Source organism: Microlunatus phosphovorus NM-1 (assembly GCF_000270245.1).
Taxonomy (GTDB): domain Bacteria; phylum Actinomycetota; class Actinomycetes; order Propionibacteriales; family Propionibacteriaceae; genus Microlunatus; species Microlunatus phosphovorus.
Genome location: NC_015635.1, coordinates 4,863,493 through 4,883,929 on the forward strand (window position 1 = coordinate 4,863,493; position 20,437 = coordinate 4,883,929).

At 62.8% G+C, this 20,437-nt stretch carries 13 protein-coding genes; 3 read left to right on the forward strand and 10 right to left on the reverse strand.

Annotated features, from left to right (window positions below; genetic code table 11):
• Positions 1 to 3 precede the first annotated feature (3 nt).
• Genes MLP_RS22110 through aceA form a run of 4 tightly spaced genes read right to left on the reverse strand, consistent with a single transcriptional unit; the run spans position 4 to position 3,913 of the window.
• Entirely contained in the window at positions 4 to 276 is a 273-nt protein-coding gene (locus MLP_RS22110) for an acylphosphatase (RefSeq protein ID WP_013865423.1), read from the reverse strand.
• A complete protein-coding gene (locus tag MLP_RS22115; RefSeq protein ID WP_013865424.1) occupies positions 270 to 821 on the reverse strand; it encodes a hypothetical protein in 552 nt (183 codons plus the stop codon). Before MLP_RS22115 ends, MLP_RS22110 begins: the two co-directional genes overlap by 7 nt.
• Before the next feature lie 35 nt (positions 822 to 856).
• A complete protein-coding gene (gene aceB / locus MLP_RS22120) occupies positions 857 to 2,503 on the reverse strand; it encodes a malate synthase A (protein ID WP_013865425.1) in 1,647 nt (548 codons plus the stop codon).
• Positions 2,504 to 2,560: 57 nt separating this feature from the next.
• The gene (gene aceA / locus MLP_RS22125; protein WP_013865426.1) at positions 2,561 to 3,913 is read right to left on the reverse strand and encodes an isocitrate lyase; all 1,353 of its coding nucleotides are present in this window, start codon (positions 3,911 to 3,913) and stop codon (positions 2,561 to 2,563) included.
• Positions 3,914 to 4,111: 198 nt separating this feature from the next.
• On the opposite strand from aceA, the gene MLP_RS22130 reads away from it, so the two are divergent.
• Positions 4,112 to 5,608 carry a helix-turn-helix domain-containing protein gene (locus MLP_RS22130; protein WP_197536458.1) on the forward strand — a complete coding sequence of 499 codons (1,497 nt, stop codon included), beginning with the start codon at positions 4,112 to 4,114 and terminating at the stop codon, positions 5,606 to 5,608.
• A gap of 107 nt (positions 5,609 to 5,715) precedes the next feature.
• Here MLP_RS22130 and MLP_RS22135 read toward each other — a convergent pair whose 3' ends face one another.
• On the reverse strand, positions 5,716 to 7,278 hold the full coding sequence (locus tag MLP_RS22135; protein ID WP_013865428.1) for a P-loop NTPase family protein: 1,563 nt from the start codon (positions 7,276 to 7,278) through the stop codon (positions 5,716 to 5,718).
• A 215-nt stretch (positions 7,279 to 7,493) separates the two neighbouring features.
• Here MLP_RS22135 and MLP_RS22140 point away from each other — a divergent pair, with 215 nt between their 5' ends.
• On the forward strand, positions 7,494 to 8,696 hold the full coding sequence (locus MLP_RS22140) for an ISAs1 family transposase (protein WP_013862866.1): 1,203 nt from the start codon (positions 7,494 to 7,496) through the stop codon (positions 8,694 to 8,696).
• Positions 8,697 to 9,045: 349 nt separating this feature from the next.
• Positions 9,046 to 9,264: a hypothetical protein gene (locus MLP_RS22145; protein ID WP_013865430.1), complete on the forward strand. Its 219-nt coding sequence runs from the start codon at positions 9,046 to 9,048 to the stop codon at positions 9,262 to 9,264.
• Between the two features lie 7 nt (positions 9,265 to 9,271).
• Here MLP_RS22145 and MLP_RS22150 read toward each other — a convergent pair whose 3' ends face one another.
• The 5 genes from MLP_RS22150 to MLP_RS22170 form a co-directional block, all read right to left on the reverse strand.
• Positions 9,272 to 12,910, reverse strand: coding sequence for a YobI family P-loop NTPase (locus tag MLP_RS22150; RefSeq protein ID WP_041790461.1), 3,639 nt, complete (start codon positions 12,908 to 12,910; stop codon positions 9,272 to 9,274).
• A complete protein-coding gene (locus MLP_RS22155) occupies positions 12,900 to 13,556 on the reverse strand; it encodes a M48 family metallopeptidase (protein ID WP_231851370.1) in 657 nt (218 codons plus the stop codon). Before MLP_RS22155 ends, MLP_RS22150 begins: the two co-directional genes overlap by 11 nt.
• A 70-nt stretch (positions 13,557 to 13,626) precedes the next feature.
• Positions 13,627 to 16,728, reverse strand: a complete 3,102-nt coding sequence (locus MLP_RS22160; RefSeq protein WP_013865433.1) for a type I restriction endonuclease subunit R — start codon at positions 16,726 to 16,728, stop codon at positions 13,627 to 13,629.
• Complete coding sequence (locus tag MLP_RS22165; RefSeq protein WP_013865434.1) at positions 16,725 to 17,942, reverse strand: restriction endonuclease subunit S; 1,218 nt, start codon at positions 17,940 to 17,942, stop codon at positions 16,725 to 16,727. Before MLP_RS22165 ends, MLP_RS22160 begins: the two co-directional genes overlap by 4 nt.
• A complete protein-coding gene (locus MLP_RS22170; RefSeq protein ID WP_013865435.1) occupies positions 17,939 to 20,395 on the reverse strand; it encodes a type I restriction-modification system subunit M in 2,457 nt (818 codons plus the stop codon). The genes MLP_RS22165 and MLP_RS22170 overlap by 4 nt, the downstream gene beginning before the upstream one ends.
• Positions 20,396 to 20,437 lie beyond the last annotated feature (42 nt).

Consider the following 20,437-nt stretch of genomic DNA (forward strand, 5'->3'; position numbering starts at 1 on the left):
CGGCTAGACGATCTGGAAGCCCGTCTCGCCGATCGGCCGCTCTTCGATCACCTCAACTCGGTCCACCCAGGCGTGCGCCGGACCACGGCCACACCAGCCGATCATCGCCTCCACGGCATACCTGGTGCCCTCGAAGACTGCCTCTACCGAACCGTCCTCGCGATTGGTCACCCAACCCGCCACGGACAAGCGGTTGGCCTCTCGCCGGCACGAGTCGCGGTAGAAGACGCCCTGGACCCGTCCTGTCACCCGCACTCGCCGTCTGATGATCACCATTCTTCGACATACCAATACCAGGGACCGCGAAGCTGACCGTAGGTGATCGAGCTGACGGTTGGCGGATCGGAGGGCGGCCCCTCGGGCAGGTAGGCGAAGCCGACGCCATTCAGGAATCCGCCGTCGCGCTCAGTGAAGTAGGTATCTGTGCCGACCGTGCGGCAATTGCCGATGCGATAGGTGCCGATCCATGCCGGGCAGAGTTCCGCATGGTCGCCTGCGGCGACCCGCTCGGCGACGACACGATCGAAAGCCGGACGTGCGAGCGCGAAGCGAGCCAGCAGCGGAAGCTCTATCCGGGAGGCGAACGCAGCGCCCGCGACCATGACCAGCACCAACCCGGTCGTCAAGGCGACCAACGCAAAACGGCGCTTGACCAACTCGCGGACGAGGAGCACCAGCCAGAGCACTCCCGTGATCAGTAGAAGCCCGGCCGCAACCAGTCCAGCTACCAGCCCACCCGACGGATAACTGCCCGCCCACAGGATCACCGCCGCCGTCAGCCAGCCGCCGACCACGACTGCGATCGCCAATCGCGGATGCATTCCACCAGTGTCTCGAATTCGAGGTCATCCCGGGGTCAGGCTGCCGTGGCTCGATGGACGAGGTAGCGGCTGTAGCCGTACTCGGTCAAGAATGCGGGGAACTCCGCACGCAAGCAGCCGTACGCCACGATGTCGCGAGCCGCCTCGAGCGCCCACCGATCCCGGTCAGGGGTTTCGGCACGCAGTCGCCCAGCCTCCTCGGCCAACATGCCGGCCACCAGGTCGCGGGTGACCCTCTCATGGGAGACGGTGTAGGCACCGTGCCGGATCCACTGCCACAGTTGCATTCGGGAGATCTCGACCGTGGCCGCGTCCTCCATCAGATGGTCGATGGCGACCGCTCCCCGGCCCAGCACCCAGGAACACAGGTAGGTCAGACTGACCCGCAGGTTGGTGCGAACCCCCGGCAGAGTCACCCCACCGGGCAGGCCCCGAAGATCAGCGAGATCGGCCGCAGAGACCAGGACATCGTCACGACGACGTGAGATCTGGTGCGGTCGCTCGCCCAACTCGAGATCGAACACCGTCGTGCAGGTGTCCACCAGGCCGGGGTGCGCCACCCAAGAGCCATCGAATCCGTCGCGGGCTTCGCGGGTCTTGTCCGCACGGGTCTTCTCCAAGGCCCGTCGGGTGACCTCAGGGCTGGCGCTGCTCGGCACGAAGGCCGCCATCCCCCCGATCGCGTGGGCGCCGCGCTCATGGCAGGTGCGTACCAGCAGTTCGGCGTAGGACCGCATGAACGGCACCGTCATGGTGATCTTGTCCCGGTCGGGCAGCACCATCGTCGGGTCGCCGGCGAAGCTCTTGATCGCGGAGAAGATGTAGTCCCAGCGACCGGCGTTGAGCCCGGCGGAGTAGCTGCGCAGCTCGGACAAGATCTCGGTCATCTCGAACACCGCCGGGAACGTCTCGATCAAGCAGGTGGCACGGACGGTGCCTGGCGGGATGCCGAGGGTCCGTTCGGACCAGGCGAACACGTCGTGCCACAGCCGTGCCTCCAGATGCGATTCCAGCTTGGGCAGATAGAAGTAGGGCCCCCGTCCGCTGGCGATCAAGGTCAACGCGTTGTGGTAGAAGTGCAGCCCGAAGTCGACGAAGGCGCCACCGATCGGCTGGCCGTCCATCCGCAGATGTTCCTCGCTGAGATGCCAGCCGCGCGGCCGGACCATGATCGTCGCGACCTGCTCCTTCAGCTCGTGGCGTCGGCCCGAGTCGTCGGTGAAGTCGATCTGGCGCCGGACCGCGTCGTAGAGGTTGAGCTGCCCGTCGATCAGGTTGAACCAGGTCGGCGACGTGGCGTCCTCGAAGTCGGCCATCCAGACCTTGGCGCCGGAGTTCAGGGCGCCGATGGTCATCTTCCGCGTCGGTGGTCCGGTGATCTCGCAGCGCCGATCCTCCAGTCCGGGAGCCGGCGGAGCCACCTGCCAGGACGGATCGGCTCGCAGCTCGGCGGTCTCCGGCAGGAAGTCGAAGGAGTTGTCGCCCGCCTGTCGACGCCGTCTCCGGTCCAGCAGCTCGGCTCGGCGGCTGCCGAACTGATGATGCAGCCCGGCGATGAAGTCGACGGCACCTGGGGTCAGGATCTCGCCGAAACGCGGCTGGTGCGCGCCCAGCACGGTGAGCCGTGCGGCCGGTGGCCGGTTCGGCACTGTCCTCGTCGGCGGTTCGCTGGTGATGGTCATGAGTCAGTTCTCCTGTGTCTGTTCGGGGTGATCGCGTCCGGGCTGACCACGTACGGATCAGTGGAACTGCTCGGTCTCGGTGGATCCGGCCAGGGCGGTGGTCGAGCTGGTCGGATTGAGCGCGGTGGCCACCTGGTCGAAATAGCCGGTGCCGACCTCGGCCTGGTGTCGGGTCGCGGTGTAGCCGTCGTTCTCGTCGGCGAACTCGGCCTGCTGCAGCTTCACGTACGAGGTCATCCCGTCCTTCGCATATCCCCTGGCCAGGTTGAACATCGAGTGATTGAGAGCGTGGAAGCCGGCCAGCGTGATGAACTGGAACCGGTAGCCCAGCTCGCCGAGCCGGTCCTGGAACTCGGCGATCTGCCGGTCGTCCAGCGCCGCCTTCCAGTTGAACGACGGCGAGCAGTTGTACGCCAGCATCTTGCCGGGGAAGTGCCGATGGAGCTCGGTCGCGAACTCGCGCGCCAGACCGAGATCAGGGGTGCCGGTCTCGACCCAGATCAGATCGGCGTACGGCGCGTAGGCCTTGGCCCGGGCGAGCACCGGCTCGAGCCCGTTCCGGACTCGATAGAAGCCTTCTCCGGTCCTCTCGCCGGTGCAGAAGGGCTGATCGACCGGGTCCACATCGGAGGTGATCAAACTCGCCGCCAACGCGTCCGTGCGCGCGATCACGAGCGTCGGGACAGCCAGGATGTCGGCGGCCAACCGAGCACTGTTCAGCGTCCGCACGTGCTGCTGAGTGGGGATCAGGACCTTGCCGCCGAGATGGCCGCACTTCTTCTCCGAGGCCAACTGGTCCTCCCAGTGCACGCCCGCGGCACCGGCGACGATCATCTGCTTCATCAGTTCGAAGGCATTCAGCGGGCCACCGAAGCCGGCTTCGGCGTCGGCCACGATCGGCACGATCAGCTCCCCCGGCGTGCGGTCCCGGGTGTCCCCGTTGGCCCAGGCGATCTGGTCGGCGCGCATCATCGCGTTGTTGATCCGGCGCACCACCGCGGGCACGGAGTTGGCCGGGTACAGGCTCTGGTCCGGGTAGGTGTGACCCGACAGGTTCGCGTCGGCGGCCACCTGCCAGCCGGACAGATAGATCGCCTGCAGGCCGGCCTTCACCTGCTGCACCGCCTGGTTGCCGGTCAGTGCCCCGAGGGCCCGCACGAAGGTCTGCTCCTGCAGCAGTTGCCAGAGGCGCTCGGCTCCATGCCTGGCCAGCGTCTGCTCTTCGACCAGGGAGCCACGCAGCCGGACCACGTCTGAGGCGGTATACGAACGCTCGATGCCTGCCCAGCGGGGATTGGTCGCCCAATCCCGCTGGATGCGCTGCTCGGGGGTCAGCTCGCTCTGGTCGATGGCGGTCGGCTGCGGAGCGGAGAGCTGCTGGGTCTCGACAGGTCCGGCGGTGATGGTCATGGTCTGCTCCTTTGCGTACTGCTGGACTTGAGTCAGTGGGTGCTCGGGATCGAGCGATGACACGACTCTGGCGGCTGAGCAGGTGGGAGCGGGCGGAGCTGGCATATCAAATCTGGCCAAACTTGACGAGAATGAGGACTTGAATGAAACCAGTCGATCAGGTGGAATCACGACATGCCGATGTCTAGCCAGCAACATGTGTCAAGTTCTTCACTTCTTGATACGTCGTCGGTACGCCTGGTCGCACCGCGCGGCGAGCCCGTACGGGAGCATGCCGGGCCGGATCCGTTGCTGATCGGCAAACGCATCCGGCACCGCCGCAAGGCGCTGCACCTGACCTTGGACGCCGTGGCGGCGCAGGTCGGACTGTCGGCATCGGCGGTGTCGCTGATCGAGACGGGCAAGCGCGAGGCGAAGGTCTCCACCGTGGTGGCGCTGGCGAGTGCGCTGCGCTGTGAGGTTTCCGATCTGTTGAGCGATGCAGCGCCCAGTCGCCGGGCCGAGCTGGAGTTGCGGTTGGAGCGGGCCCAGCGCTCGGCCGCGTTCTCGGGGCTCGGGGTGCCGCCGGTGCGGACCGGCCCTCGGCTGCCACTGGATGCCTTGGAGTCGCTGGTCGCGCTGCATGAGCGAATCGACCAACTGGCGGCCGAGCGAGACGCGACACCGGAGTATGCGCGGCGAGCCAACGCCGAGCTGCGGGCGAAGATGCGCGCATCGGACAACTACTTTCCGGCCATCGAGAACCTCGCCGACGAGCTACTGCTGGCGAGCGAGCACGACGGCGGGCCACTGACCAAGCACCGGGTGAGCGCGATCGCCGAGCATCTGGGATTCACGTTGCACGCGGTGCCGGACCTGCCGGCGTCGACCAGGTCGGTGACCGATCTGGTGAACCGATGCATCTATCTGCCGACCGGGGATGCCGGAGCCCAACGGACGATGGCGCTGGCCGCGCTCGGGCACATCGTGCTCGAGCACGAGCCGCCGCGAGACTACGCGGAATTCCTGGCACAACGGGTGGAGGTCAACTACTTCGCCGCAGCGGTGCTCGTACCGCAGCGTTGGGCGGTCGGATTCCTCGCCGACGCCAAGCGGGACAAGGACATCGCCATCGAAGACCTCCGGGATCGCTATCTGGTGTCCTATGAGATGGCGGCACACCGGTTCACCAACCTGGCGACGATCCACCTGCAGATCCCGGTGCACTTCATGAAGATCAACTCCAGTGGCGTGATCTACAAGGCGTACGCCAACGACGGAGTGGACTTCCCCACCGACTCCTCCGGTGCCGTGGAGGGCCAGAAGGTGTGCCGCTATTGGACCGCCCGAGAGGTGTTCAGCACCGCGGACTGGTCACAGCCTTACCAGCAGTACACCGACACTCCGGCCGGCACCTTCTGGTGCACGGCGGTCGCCGAGCGCGGTGAGCACGAGTCGTATTCGGTGTCGGTCGGCACTCCGTACCAGCACGTCAAATGGTTCCGCGGCCGCGAGACCACCCATCGTTCAAGGTCTCGTTGCCCCGACCCGAGCTGCTGTCAGCTTCCACCACGGGAACTCGCCGCGAAGTGGGCCGACGCCTCCTGGCCCAGTGCGCGAGTGCACTCCGCACTGCTCGCCAGCCTGCCCGCCGGAGCCTTCCCCGGCGTCGACCAGACCGAAGTGCTGCAGTTCTTGGAGCGCCAGCAAGGGTGATCTGGGTCAACCAAGACCTACTTGACTTCGGGTTATTCGGAATGATGCGACATGCCACATTCTCACATCGGACCGCAACATTACTCAATCAGCATGCAATTAAGGTCCTAGTGCCAAGTTATGCGGGGACCGTCGATCTCCAGAACGGGGGCGAGCTTCTGATCCGATCGCACGTGGTCCCAGTTCGCCCAAGGATTCTTCCTGTCGAGGAGTCGCCCATCGCTGTTATCAAATTGATCGGCAACCATTCCCAAATCTATCGCGAAAACATCGAATTTTCCTCGGGGCCCAATCCCCCGCTCGATTAGGTGGACTATCCGCTGGTCGAGTAGATCCAAGAGCTCTGGCTCCTCGTGGCTGTGATCACGATCAATCATGAATCTTCGCTGCCCAGACTCAGCGAAGTCCCTGAGTAAGCCGCTCAGAGACCGCGTGCGAGGACTTAACCTCGCTTGAGCTTCCTTCTCCTGAATGAAGTACTGGCGTGACGCCGAGGCAATATCAGCCAATGTTATACCTTCGGCCGGCCTGCATCGCTGCGCGGCAATGCTGCATATTGCGAGTAGATCACGCGGTATTCCCGCCGCAAAGTAGATTGCCTCGCTGAAGGCCGGGAAGTCAGTGTGGAAAGAAGTCTCGTACTGAAAGTATTCTGCCACCCAATCCCCCGAATATTTCTCAGTGTAGTAGGCGCGCACGTGTTGCTTTATGAGATGCTCGTAGAATTCGGTCGAAGGAGTTCGAGACGTCAGTCCATCCGTGAGGTATGAGTCGAGATCGAGGCCCGCGGAAATATCGGATCCGAGCTCGACTCCGATATATCCATTCACCCCGGGAGCGAAGAATCTCGACCGACGCTCAACAGCCGCCAATTTGAGTATCATTCCGCGGCACGGCAAGAAGCAGCGCCTGAAGAAGTCAGCGACGATCGGCTGTATATCCAGTGGCATCGCGCTCCACTCGTCTATCAGAATCCAGAGTCGCCCAGTAGGTAGTGCTGACACCACCGACTGCAAGGACCGCGCGATACCGGTGAAGTTGAGCACGGGCCTCTCTGTCCCCGTTGCTTGCCTTGATAACTTCTCACCCGCTTGGAGTTCATCACCCAGTTTCGCTGCAGCTTGAAGGCCTTTCTCGCTCACCGTGAACGCGAACTCGGAAGTTGCGGTGTGCGCCCGAGAGACTTCGTTTGCAACGGTCACGGAGCCGTCCGTGGTGATTTCGGTCGCCGCCGCGGCAAGCTTGTCCATTCCATTAACCAACGCTGTAATCTCCTCACCCTTATCGAGCAGATCCAAGCTGATGGCATAAAGGGCAGTATGCACCTCGCTGATGATATCTACAATCACGTGCAATGCGGCCAGCCCTCGGCCGGCCTCCGCGGAAAGGTAGTATCCACCTGCCGACCCGGTTAGCCGCAAGTCGATGTAGATTGCTGGCTGATCATCGCCCAGTAGTTCCTGCTTGAGATGATTGAGCGCGTGCGTTTTGCCAGTCCCGCGACGGCCGAAGAGAATCTGATGTTCTTCGTTGCGCAGGCGCGGCGCAAGTCCAGCTAAATGCACGAACGTGCTTCTTAACGACTCCTCGTCGCTGCGCTCGGCGCGCTTGGAAAGATGGGGCAGCGCAGAAATCCAGAGGCCCCTATCTGTCGGAAATCGCTTGGGCAACGGTTCTCCTTTAGTGTTTGCCGTCTGATTCTGTCAGTGCTCCCGTCAACTTACAGCAGAGGCGGCGATGCATGGTCAGGGCTTGTTCAAAGTCGTGGTTGCGGCGTGGTGTCGGGTTGACACGCCATGGGTGAGGTATAAGCCGGGCGGGCACGGTGGATACCGGGATCGTGGTGGGTGCTTGACGTCCACTGCCGATCGATCGGAGTCCTGCCGTGCCCGCACCCGTATCTTCTCTCATCCCGGCCGCTGATGCGCTGCGCGCCCATCAGGTCGAACCCGGTCACGGTGTTCCGGTCGAGGTGTGGGAGGTGTTGTCGATCATCACCGATCCGCGGGGCCGGCGGGGCCGCCGGTATGAGCTGGCCACCGTGCTGGTGGTCGCGTTGGCCGCGGTGGTCGGCGGATCACGGAGTCTGGCTTCGATCGCCGGATGGGCAGCGGATCTGCCCACCTGGCATTGGCCACGGTTGGGGATCACCCGGCGGCCGCCGAGCCTGTCGACGATCCGCCGGGTGCTGTTGCGGGTCGACCCGGAGGTGGTGGACGCGGTCCTGCACGCCTGGCTGGCCACGCTGACACCGGTCTCGTCGCGGTGGCGGGCGGTCGCGGTGGATGGCAAGACCTGCCGCGGCGCCCGCGGTGTGGATGGGTCGAGGGTGCATCTGTTCTCGATCGTCGACCATGCCACCGGGGTGCCGTTGGGGCAGGTCAACGCCGGCGGGAAAGATCATGAGATCGCCGCGTTCGCGGCGGTGTTGGACCGGATCAACCTCAACGGCGTCATCGTCACCGCCGATGCTCTCCACACGCAACGTGGCCATGCCCACTATCTGCACCGGCACGGCGGCCGGTACGTCTTCGTGGTGAAACGGAACCAGCCCACCTTGTACGACCAGCTCGCCGGGCTCCCGTGGAGCAAGGTGCCGGTCGCTCATCGTGTGGTGGAGAAAGGGCATGGGCGACGGGAGTCCCGTACCCTGCAGCTGACCGGTGTCCGGGCCGGGATCGGGTTCCCGCACGCCCGGCTCGCCGGCCGGATCGTGCGGAACCGGACCGAGACCGCCACCGGCGAGACCACGCAGGAGATCGTCTATGTGGTCACCAGTCTCGGCTGGTCAGACATCGCCCCGGCCGACCTCGCGACCTTGGTCCGTGGTCATTGGAGCATCGAGAACAAGGTGCATTGGGTGCGTGATCTCACCTTCGACGAGGACCACTCCACCGTGCGCACCGGCACCCTGCCCCAGCTGATGGCAACCCTGCGCAACACTGCGATCGGACTCCTCCGACTCCGCGGGAAACACACCAACATCGCCGCCGCGACCCGCAGCCTCGGTCGCCAAACCGGCCAACTGCTCGACCTGATCGATCACGCCCAGGTCACACCAGTCACAACAGAATCAACTTTGAATTGACCCTGGATGCATGGTCGTTGTTCGCCAGGTCTTACGGACGCCGGACTGCGTCGTGGTGGTGCAAGGGATCGTTGGCCCCGCGGTTGGTCGCAGGCGGCGAGGTTGGTGGGCGAGAGAGTTGACGTACAGACCGGAAGGCTCGCAGGCCTGAGGCGGCACCGTTGCAGACATCCCGGGGTCCCCGCGAGATGGACAGCCGGCGACGAGGTCTACGGCGCCGACCCGGCGTTGCGGACTGTAGCCCGTCGGTACGGTCTCGGCATACGCCGACGCTCGGCGACATCGACATGCGCAAACTCCGCCACGACCAGAACCGCACCCACCAGACCTACGGGAAGTAGCAGCTCAGGTGGCCTCGGCAACCAGCCCGGGCCCCCCGACGTCGATCACCGGCAGTACCAACAGCGCCGAGCAGCAGTACCAGGCGCTGGACTACAGGTACCACCCAGCGCTACGCGTCAGCAGCATCGCCTGGCTGACCCGTGGGAACCGACGGCTGCGTTACCGCGGGGTGGAGAAGAACAACGCCTGGCTGCATCACCGATTGGTTGGCCGGGCAGTGTCCTAGAGACACATCACTTGTGCTTCTTGTTGACCTTAATCAGAGCCTCGCGCTCGTCGTAGGAGTTGACGATACCCTCCCGCTTGAGCCGTTCAAGAAGCGCCCGGTCGGCGGCCGTGTTCGGAATCTTTGGCTTTTCGTATCCGACCGCGGTCAACTTCGCATAGGCGTCGCCGAGCGCGGACAAGATTGTGAACAGCTGATCACGGCCCATCACGCCGAGGTGCGGCTCAATGAGCAGGACGATCTGCTGCGCCGGAACGCCGCCCTGCGCCAGCTTCTGTACGACATCAGGCAGGAGCCGACTCCCATGTTGCGTGGCGAACCTCGCCAACTCGTTCAGGCCACGGCGGTCGGCCACCTCTGCATACGCCGCGGCCTGCTCGACAACCGCGTGCTTGACTGCCGCGTCGATCTCGTCGTCCACAAGCAGCGCGGCAAGGTCTGGCCGCACCAGTTCCGGCGTCATATAGCCGGCGAACGTTGTCGACGCCCGGATGAACGCCTTCCGTGTTGGCCAGTCCGTTGCCGCGAGATGTTCGTACGACTCCGCGTTGTCTGCAATGAGGTTGTGCTTCAACAGCAGCGCGAAGAGTTCTCCCGTCTCGGCCGCAATGGCACCAACATCGAGAAGGCTCGCCGGGTCGAGACTTGCGACCAGGTCCGCACGCAGCACGGGCGACGGGAGCATATCCTGAGCCGCCAGAATCGCCACGGCCAGGGTGACCTTCGACTCCTCGTCAGCACCGCTGGCTTCGGTGATTTTCCCGGCAGCCGTGAGCACATTGGCAAGCTGGAGATCGATCGACCCCTGGGCGGTGACGTAGCCGCTGACGTTGCCTAAAGTTGCCGGGAAGCGGCGATACTCGCCCAATGCCGGCCACGCCCTCTCCGACACAGCGGTGAGATCCTCGACACGGCACTCGGGAGCAGCGCGCTCGACAACGTCGCCGAGACGATCCAATCCATGCTCGAGCACATCTTCGATCACGGCAACGAAGTACTCGTCCGCGTCGACAGTTGTGGATGTGGCCCCTGTAGCATCCAGGTAGGTACTGACGTGCCTGAGCACATAGTCGTAGACCGTCTCATTCGCATCGCGGATGACGTCAAGGGCCACGCTCTCGGTGTTGCCGATGGCAAGCGCGAGGTTCTCCTGCGTGACCTCGTACAGGTTGCGCGACACGAACGACGACCGCACCTGTTGGCCGAGCGGCTCCAGGCGAGGCACAGTGACGCAGGCGTCCGCGAAGATCTCACCAATACGCTCCGCCTGGGCTGACTCGGTCTCGTTGAACGTCAGCGCCGCAAATTCGGCATAGTGCGTTGCCAAGTAGCCAGATACCGCAGCATCTGTTCGCTGCTTAGCCGACGGAAGGTGCGCCAGTGCGACATCGACCAACTGCAGCCGCGATGCATCATCCAGTTCAGCCTGGCTCACGAGGTACTGGAAAACACGAGAGGAGACGGTTGTGAATCGCTCAATGAACCGCTGACGCTGCTCACCGGCAGAGAGATACGCTTGGAGGAATCGGGTCTGACTTTCCCCGAGGGCCACGAAGGAACGGATCATGATGTCCGCCGCGTCGACGTCGGTTGCCAGGAGACGGTCGAGGACGGCGATGTTGTAGAGCGCCGGTTCCTTCAGCGCGCTCTTTCCTCGCTCGCGGACAACGGCGTCGACATCGTCTGGGTCAAGCCCGAAGTGCTCGTCCATCAGGTCTCGCTCAACGTGATGGATGATGAAGTTCATCGCCGCCGGGCTCACACGGTCGCCGTGGAACGTCGAGGTATACAGCGTGAAGTTCCGGTTGATGTACCCAGCTCTAACAAGCTGGTAGGCCAAACCGGGCTTGAGGAGCCACTCGGCAACTGACTCGAACGATCGAGCGGCTTCCTCGTAGGTGACTCGGAACTCCGGTCGTCTGACGAGGTCACCAAGGTCGGCGCTCCGCAGGAACGTGATGTCCTCTGTCTTCTCGGCGATCTGCTCGGTCAAGGCTTCACTATCCGCATCGCTCCAGCTCTCAGCATCGAGCGGATCGCCAAGTGCGCCGACGAGACTGTCACGAGTGAACGACAGCTGCTGACCGTAGTCGTTGCGCCACTGGAGCACTGGACTTCCATCGGGGGAGACGAAATCTGTCCAGAACTGCGCTCCCTTGAGATCATCCTCAGACTTCACAGCACCGGCTATCGAGTACGTCGCGTACTGTGTTCGGAAGCCCGCCGCCTGCACGGTCCTTTGCGCGTGCGCCAGCAATCGCCGACCCAGCTGGGTGCTGCGAGTAGCAGCTCCGTTGATTCGCACGAGCCGCCGACGCAACGCACGCCGTTCGCTCTCGATCCGCCTGATGTTCTCGGCAACCAACTCACGACTGACCTTGTAGATGACATCCAGCGTGCTAGTGCCGAGCCGGATCTTCTCGAAGTCGGTCAGGTGGGTGCTTTTATAGAGCATCATTGCAAAGAGTTCGGTCTGGCTCAGATCGAGCTGCTCGCCGTCGCCGGAGAAGATCCGATCGCGGAAGACGATGAACTCGTTGCGCACGTTCTTGAGCAGCCGCATGTCGGGGACGTACTGCGCAGCCAGATCGAGCAGCTCTGGCTCGACCTTGTGCTCGATCTCGCCTAGTAGCTGTGCCGCGAGGTTGCGGGCACTTCGGTGCGTGATGAAAGGAACAACCGGGATGACGAGGTCGAAGAACTTTGTGCGGTTGGCGCGCACCGCCTCGGCCTGCGCGGGATCGTCCGTCGCGTCCGGCTCAACCTTGCGACCTTCCGCCTCAAGACCAATTCGGTCGAAAATGCTGTCCTTGATCGCGTAGATGAACCGGATCCGCTTCTCGACCTGTGGCGAGGCGTTGAGCAGCGTGTTCAGCGCACGGAGTGTCTCGAAGATGTGGGAGTCGTTGAAACGGTCGATGTCCTCGAAGATGACGATGTCGCGGCCCGAAACATCGAAGAAGTAGACGATCTCGTCCAGGTACTGGTCGAAGTAGGACATCGCGCTATCGTCGAGCGTGACCGTCGCTGAGCCCGCAGACAACTCTTTGATGCGGAGCCTCCCGTAGAACAGCGAGCGCACCACCAAGACGGCGCCCGCTGCCACACCCCAGACCATCAGGTGAGTCCAAGGGCCGATGTCGTTCGGCGCTGTGAACACCGAAGCGATCTGCGCCGTCCAACCGGTCAGCAGGAAGATGATCGCAGCGGCGAGCCCCAGCACAAGCGCGGTGCCGATCTCTCGTCGCCAGCCGAAGCGTTCGATGCGTCGGAACCGTGAGCTGGGTGTCTTGCTCGGGTCTTCGCGGTAAAGTAGTTGCTTGACGATCTCCTGCTGAATGCGGTTGGTCGGCGTCGTCGCTTGGATAGGCACCGAGTCATCGATCTTGGACGCCTCAATCGGCGCGAGCGTCGACAGCGAGAGTTCAACAACGCGGCCGTCCTGCCGCCTCGCGACTTCCCGAAGAATGCTGCTCTTACCGACGCCGTAGTTGCCGGAGAGCGCAATGTTTCGGATCTGCACGTCCGCCAAGGCAGCTTCTATGGCCGCGACGTAGCCGCCATGCTCTGCCTCGAGATACTCGGGCGTCAGAGGAATGAGGTTCCAGGGGCTACTGACTTCCGGGCGCTGGGCACTACGACTCATGCCGTGCCCCCGCGTCCCACTCCTCGCTCGACAGTGGCGCATCGTTCAGCTCGTCCCGACGCGCCCGCCAGTCGGGCATGTGCAGATTCATGAGTTCGATGAAACGTGCGTTGTGGGTGCGCTCGATGAAGTGGATCAGTTCGTGAACCACGATGTACTCGAGACAGCGTGGGTTCTTCTTCGCCAGTTCGGGGTTGAGCCAGATGGAGCGCGACTCAAGGTGGCAGGTGCCCCACTTGGTCTTCATGTGGCGCACGACGACCTTGGCGGCTTCTTCACCGATGATCGGCTGCCACTTGGCCAGCAGCGCCGGGACAGCGGCCTTGAGCTCTTTGCGGTACCAGTGATCGAGTGCCGCTCGGCGCTGGTCCTCGTCGTAGTCCGCGGGAGTTGTCAGCCAAAGGGTCTTTCCGGCAACGCTGACTCTCGATCTTCCATGCCGTGAGACGTCCAGACGCAGGCGCTGGCCCCACACGTAGTGAGTCTCGCCCGAGAGCATGCGACGTTCGGTCTGGCGCTCGGCGTTCTGCAGTTGCTCGCGTTGCTTCTTGATCCACGGCAGACGCTGCACGACGGCCAAGCGGATCGCGTCCTCGTCGACGCGGTGCGGCGCCGCAACCCGCACACGTCCGACCGGCGGGTACACGGAGATGTGCAGGTTCTTGATGTCCTTATAGATGACATCGATCCTGAGCCCGGCGACGGTGAGGTAGGCATTAGCGGTACTCATCCCGTGCCTTCACCAATTCAAACAGTTCATCGAAGCGGTCAAACCCGTCAGGGAGTACGCGGCGAAGCTCGCGGGCGAGGGCGCGCTCCTTCATCCGGTTGCCGACCCAGCCGTGCTCTCTCTGGCGCGTCACGGTGCAGTCGACCACGGTGGCTAGATTGGGATCAGCGAAGTGGAAGTCCACTAGTGCGCGCTGCGCGCCGTTCCTGGCCCACTCGGGATAGACCGTGTCGGACTCCTTCTTGCCGACCTTGGTTGCGAGTTCGATGAGCCGTTGCAGGTACGCCTTGTAGTCTAGGGCGTCCTGACGGCGCTGTTCGATGAGCGCATCAAGCAACTCGGACATCCGGTCGTAGTAGCGCGGGTTCAGCGCACGCTCGTCGACGATCGTCTTGCGGACGTTGTTGACGATCGTCTCCGCTGCTGCTTCGGGGTCCTTGCGAATGTTCGTCGGCAGAGCACTAATCGCATCATCGCCGCGCTCGACGATCAGGTCGACGAGCCCTTTGTCGAAGGTGGCCACCACCTCGGACGGGTCGGCCTGGATGTAGGTGTCGAGCAGCGCGCGCATGCCTGCCTCGAACTGCTTCACGTCGATGTTCTCGCCAGCACCAAGCTCGACCTCATCACGGACGGCGACAAAGTGCGCCACCTCGTTCTTAATCGCCGCAGCCTCGGCGGGCGTGTACCCGGCAGCATCCATGTCGTTGGCGAGCGCCGCGTACGCGCGAACCAAGCCCGAAACGCTCTTATAGAGTTCGACACGCTTGACCTCGTTGGCCTTAATCTGAGCGGCGTCTCCCTGCACCGATGCCACGAAGTAGTGCTGGTACTCCAGCGTCCCCTTCGGCGGTGCAACGGGCTCGACCAGGGCGCGGATCTTCTCCAACGCCTCGTCGAGATCCTGACGGCCCTGGTCGACGCGGTCCTCGAGTAACCCCTCGACGTCCTTCTCCTCGTAGCCGTCAAGAGCACCCGAGGTGTAGTCGGTGATCGCGGACTCCAGCGAGTTGAATAGGTCGCGGTAGTCGATGATGTAGCCGTAGGTCTTGTCGTCGCCATCCAGGCGGTTGACCCGGCAGATGGCCTGGAACAGGCCGTGGTCGCGCATCTTCTTGTCGATGTAGAGGTAAGTGGCACTTGGAGCATCGAACCCGGTCAGCAGCTTGTCGACCACGATGAGCAGCCGCATCTGGCCAGGCTCCTCGATGAATCGGCGCTTGACTTCCTTCTCGAACTCTTCGATCCGCCCGACAGCCAGGTCGGCAGGCACACCGAAGAAGCCGGCCAGCATCTGCCGATATATGTCGTACTGGCGCAGCTTCTCGGTCGCGCCCTCACCCGAGTCCTCCTTGGAGATGTCGCTCGGGTTCGGCACGTAGCTCGTGACGATGGCGACCTTGCCCTTGAAGCCGGCGTTGACGAACATCTCGTAGAATTTGCACGCCTGGTAAATGCTCTCGCCCACGAGCATCGCGTTGCCGCGGCCGCTCACCAAGCGGGGTTGGGTCTCCATGTCCAGCAGGATGTCCTGGACGATTTGCTTGGCTCGGGGCTCGGCGGACACGACCTTCTGCATCGTGCCCCACTTCTTCTTGAGGCGAGCCTTGCTGAGGTCGGTGAGGCCTTTGGTCTTGGCCTCGAACCACTTGTCGACCTTCTCCGGACTGGTCAGGTCCTGCTCAATGTTGCGCGCCTCATAGCGCAGGTCGAGCACGACGGCGTCCTCGACCGCCTCGTCGAACTTGTAGGTGTGGATGAACGATCCGAAGGTCTCGATACTGGTCGCCTTGTCGGCTTTGAGCAGCGGCGTACCCGTGAAGCCGATGAACATCGCTCCGGGCAACAGTTCCTTCATCGCCCGGTGCATCTTGCCCGACTGTGTGCGGTGCGCCTCATCGACGAAGACGAACAGGTTGCCCTTCGGCGTGAACCCGACAGGCACCCGCGAGTGCAGTTCGGCGATGAAGTCCTCACTGTCCCGGTCAACGTCGCGGTCGTCGTTGCCACCGCGGAATTTATGGACGAGGGAGGTGATCAGCCATGGGTCGTGCTTGTTGATCTGCGTCAGCAGGTCCGCGCCAGAAGTCGTGCGGTAGATGCTCTCGTTGACCCCGCCGAAGACCTTCTCGATCTGTTCGTCGAGCTCGGTGCGGTCGGTGATGATCAAAACGCGCGACTTCGGCTGGTGCTCACGGATCCACTTTGCAAGCCACACCATCGTCAGGCTCTTGCCCGACCCCTGGGTGTGCCAGATGATGCCGCCCTCACGCTTCGCAATGCGCTCCTGAGCTGCCTTCACGCCGAAGAACTGGTTGTGGCGGGCAGTCTTCTTCACGCCAGCGTCGAACACGATGAAGTCGTGGATCAACTCGAGGAGGCGATCCTTCGAGCACATCTGCAGGATCGCCCTGTCCAGTGGCTCAACTACGTCGGCACCGACCGTGCTGTGCTCGGGCTCCTTCCAGGCGAGCCAGTACTTCTCCGGTGTCTCGATCACGCCGTAGCGCAACCCCTCGACGTCGTTGCCCGCGAACACGATCTGGACGGTAGAAAAGAATGGCCGGATGAAGTCCGTCCGCTGATTGCCGATGTTCTGACGGATGCCCTCAGTGACGCTCACCTTCGAGCGCTTGAACTCAACGACACCCAGCGCCAGGCCGTTGACGTACAGCACGACGTCGGGACGCTTGTTGTGCGCGCCAGCGATCGCGACCTCTTCAGCCACGACGAAGTGGTTCGCTTCGGGGTTGTCCCAGTCGATAAGCCAGACCGTCTCGAACTGGTTGCCCACGACGCGCTTGACCTTCACGCCATAGCGAAGCAGATCGTAGACTTCGCGATTAGCCTCGTACAGCGTGCGGGCTCCACCGACCGACGCAGCCTTGGAGAGTTCGTTGATGGTCTTGCCGACGATCTCCTCGTCGTAGCCGCGCGCCAGAAGGTTGTCCCGAAGGTAGGCGACCTCGATGTTCGAGTTCGTTGCGCGGTCTTCCCAGCTGCCGCCGTACTCGTAGCCGAGGCGCTCGTGGAAGAACTTGACGACGCGATCCTGCGTCCTACGTTCGACCTGTCCGACCGTGCTCATGCTGCGTCCTCCTTGACGGCCAACCGGGTGCGCCCGCTGAGCAGCTCGTGCATCATGCCCTGCTTGATAGCGCGGGTGGCGTCGAGGCGGCGTTGAAGGGCAGCGATCTCGTCGTCGGCATCGATCAGGACCTGTGCGATTGCATGTTGCTCAGGAAGTTCTGGAACTGTGACTTCGAGCCCTGCAAGGACTCGCCAGTTGATGTGCACCACAGCGTCTCCTTGACCACCGCGCGCTTTCTGATTCGCCAACTCGGGGGTATTGAGGAGTGTCGCCAAGTAGACGGGGTCGTACTCGGTGCCGCGCAGAACTATGATGTCGCCGCCCGCAACCGCTGGAGTGTCCCCAATGTAGGCAACGTTCATGCCGATCTCGGCTTTCGTCTCGCCCGATCCCGCAAAGAGGATGTCTCCCGACCGAAGCGGAAGAGCCATCGCTGCCACCGACCCGCTAACGAACGACACTGTTGAAATGGTGTAGTCCTCGAATGTGGTGTAAATCTCGCCGTATCGGATACACGGCACCCCGGCCTGCCGCACCTCGTCGCGCTTGATTCCGCCGCCCCGCAGGAAGGTACCAAACGTCGACAGGCTACGTGTTGACCATTCATCGGTGAAGCCGCGGAGGCGCGTGCGGCCAGTCAGCAACTCCTGCATCACGCCTTGCTTGATGGCTCGCTTCTTCACTATCGCATTTTCAAGCGAAACGATGAGGTCATCCAAATCCCAGAGTACCGACGCGACGCGGGCCTGCTCCTCAACACTGGAGGGGATCCGAACCGTAAGTCCGCGGACGATGTCGGAATTGACGTTCATCTGAGACCCGGACTGTCCTGCTTCACGAAGGCGAGGCTCGGATGCCTTCAGTAGGTACAACATGAATCTCTTGTTTGCTTTGAGATTCTCAAGCGAGACGAAGCCGTCATGGATGCAAGCGGGGACTCCGGTAATCACGGGAATACCGACAGTCGCAGCAATGCTCATGATGAGAGTTCCAGGCTTCAGGTATCTACTACGCGCAACACCATCAGCAGATAACGCTTGCGTTGTCGCGAGTAGAGTGCGGCCGTTCGAGCGGTTGACATCTGCTATGCGAACCCATCTCACATCACCGCTGCTGTCGAACCAGCGAGGCGAAGCGATGGGTCGCGGCGATGCACCGCGCGACACGTGCGCGAGGGCACCAATTGTTGTGGTCGTCCATGTTGATGTCATCTCGCCTCAACCCCCATAGCGGCCAGATGAGCCGTGACCTTCACGCTCAGCGCCTCAACCTCCGCGTCGAGGTCGCCCACGGTCTGCTCGTAGCGAGCGCCGAGCACATTCAGGCGCTGCACGAGCTTCTGGATCAGCGCGGCGCGCTCGGCCTGGACTCCGGCGACGACGCGGGCACCCCACTTGTCGTCGATGACGAGCCTCTGGATGTCGGCGGTAGTGAGCTGCGCATACCGCTTGAGCGTCAGCTGGTCGAGCTTGAGACGGACTTCCTTGGCAGCCTTCTTCGCGGCGGTCTCTCGCTTGAACAGGCCGACGACATGGACAAGTGCCTTGATCTCGTCACCGTCGGCACCTTCGGCCCTCGCTGCTTTGAGTCGGTCAGCGACTGCCTTGTTGGTGACCTTGCCGTCGTCGTCGGTTGCGTCGAACAGCAGTCCTTCTTCGACGGCGTGCTCTTCGACGTACTCCTCGATCGCCTGGCCAGCAGTCTCCACGCCTGCCTCCAGTGCATCGAGTTCCGCCTGTTCCTTGGCGAAGTAGCGGGCGACGATCAGTTCAGGCGACACAAGATCCATGACCCAGCGCTGCGCCTTGACACCGGTGCCGAAAGTGATGTGTGCAGTTTCGTACTTTGGCTTCTTGTTCCTGTCGTATCCGAGGATGCGGGCGGCGCGTGGCTTCGCTGCACCGTCCCAGCCCTCGCCCATGATCAGGGCGACGTCATCGTGCATGACGTCGTTCCAGTAGCTCATCAGCTGTTCGTACACGCCGTACTCGTCGATCAGCGGGCGCAAGCGGAAGGCATCGAGCAACGCGTCACCGAGCTCAGCGATGAGGTCAGCGGGACGTGTGGTGCGCGTAATTCCTTGGAGGAGAGCCTCATGGATGTTCCACCAGTGTTTGACGATCCCGTTGCTGCTCGTCTTGAACGTCTGGTACTCGGCAGAACCTGTGATCGTCCTCTGGATATGGGACTTGTCGATGGCCAGCTCACTGTAGCCGTCACGCAACGGCCGAAATAGAGTCGAACGCAAGCTGGGGAAGGCGTCCCAGTAGGCCTGGAGGGCGTCGAGGTCGCGGTTCGGGATGCCGCCGTTGAGGTGGGCGTGCAGATCCTGGATGTCCTCGGGCTCGGAACCGTCGATGTAGCGAGGAATGTTGAGGTTGTAGTCGTTCCTCAGGTCGGCGATCTCGGCGAGCGGCACCATCCGCGAGTAGCGCTCAATCTCCTTCTGATTCGCGAAGGCATCAATGATCTGGTGCATGTCACGCGGGCGAAGACGATTCTTGTTTCCGTCCTTGGCGAAGCCCTTGCTGGCATCGATCATGAAGATGCCGGTCCTAGCCTGCGCGTTCTCCTTGTCGAGCACGATGATGCAGGCCGGGATGCCGGTGCCGTAGAACAGGTTCGCCGGCAGGCCGATGATCCCCTTGATGTAGCCGCGCCCAATGAGTTCCTTGCGGATGGTCGCCTCAGAGTTGCCACGGAAGAGCACGCCGTGCGGCAGGATGACGGCCCCCTTGCCAGTGCTCTTGAGGCTCTTGAGCATGTGGAGCAGGAAGGCGTAGTCGCCGTTCTTCTCCGGCGGGCGACCGTAGCCGTCGAACCGGCCGTACTCGTTCTCCAGGCCGTTGTTCCAAGACTTCACGCTGAACGGAGGGTTGGCGACGAGGTAGTCGAAGGTCTGCAGCACGCTGCCCCTGAGGAACTGCGGGCTCGTAATCGTGTCGCCCTGACGGATCTCCGCCGTTCCGCTCCCGTGGAGGTGCATGTTCATCACAGCGAGGGCACGGGTGGCGTTGTCCCTTTCCTGGCCGTAGATCGTCAGCCCGTTCGGTGCCGCGTCGGCAACCTTGAGCAGCAAGGAGCCAGACCCGCAGGTCGGGTCGTAGACGGTTGCCGACTTCGGGGTGTCCGGTTTGATGCCGATGAGCGCAGCCATCACGCGCGATACCTCGGCCGGCGTGTAGAACTGACCCTTGCTCTTGCCCGACTCGCTGGCGAAGTGACGCATCAGGTACTCGTAAGCATCACCCAGCAAGTCGTCGCCCTCAGCACGGGAGCCGGTGAAGTCGAGATCCTGGAAAATGCCGATCAGCTTCGTCAGTCGGTCGACGAGCTCCTTACCCTTACCGAGTTTGTCGGGGTCATCGAAGTCGGCGTTGTTTATGACGCCCTGCAAGTCGTTGGCGTCAGCCAGCTTGCGGATGGCGACGTTGACCTGCTCACCGAGGTCGGGCTTGCCCTTCAGCGCGACCAGGTCATTGAACGAGCCGCCCTCGGGCACCTCAACGTCGGCGTATGGATCTGCTTTGGCCTTGTCCGAGACGTACTTCACGAACAGCAGCGTCAGGACATAGTCCTTGTACTGGCTTGCATCCATGCCGCCACGGAGCTCGTCCGCTCCCGCCCACAGCGAGCTGTACAGGTCTGACTTCTTCAGCGCCACAGAGTGCTACTCCTTTGCGCCCGGGGCGCCGTCAAACTTTCG

Bases quoted from the DNA above. Each gene is read 5' to 3' on its own strand.
- aceA (WP_013865426.1), bottom strand. From the start codon at position 3,913: ATGACCATCACCGCCGGACCTGTCGAGACCCAGCAGCTCTCCGCTCCG.
- MLP_RS22160 (WP_013865433.1), bottom strand. From the start codon at position 16,728: ATGAGCACGGTCGGACAGGTCGAACGTAGGACGCAGGATCGCGTCGTC.
- MLP_RS22110 (WP_013865423.1), bottom strand. From the start codon at position 276: ATGGTGATCATCAGACGGCGAGTGCGGGTGACAGGACGGGTCCAGGGC.
- MLP_RS22115 (WP_013865424.1), bottom strand. From the start codon at position 821: ATGCATCCGCGATTGGCGATCGCAGTCGTGGTCGGCGGCTGGCTGACG.
- aceB (WP_013865425.1), bottom strand. From the start codon at position 2,503: ATGACCATCACCAGCGAACCGCCGACGAGGACAGTGCCGAACCGGCCA.
- MLP_RS22150 (WP_041790461.1), bottom strand. From the start codon at position 12,910: ATGAGTCGTAGTGCCCAGCGCCCGGAAGTCAGTAGCCCCTGGAACCTC.
- MLP_RS22165 (WP_013865434.1), bottom strand. From the start codon at position 17,942: ATGACATCAACATGGACGACCACAACAATTGGTGCCCTCGCGCACGTG.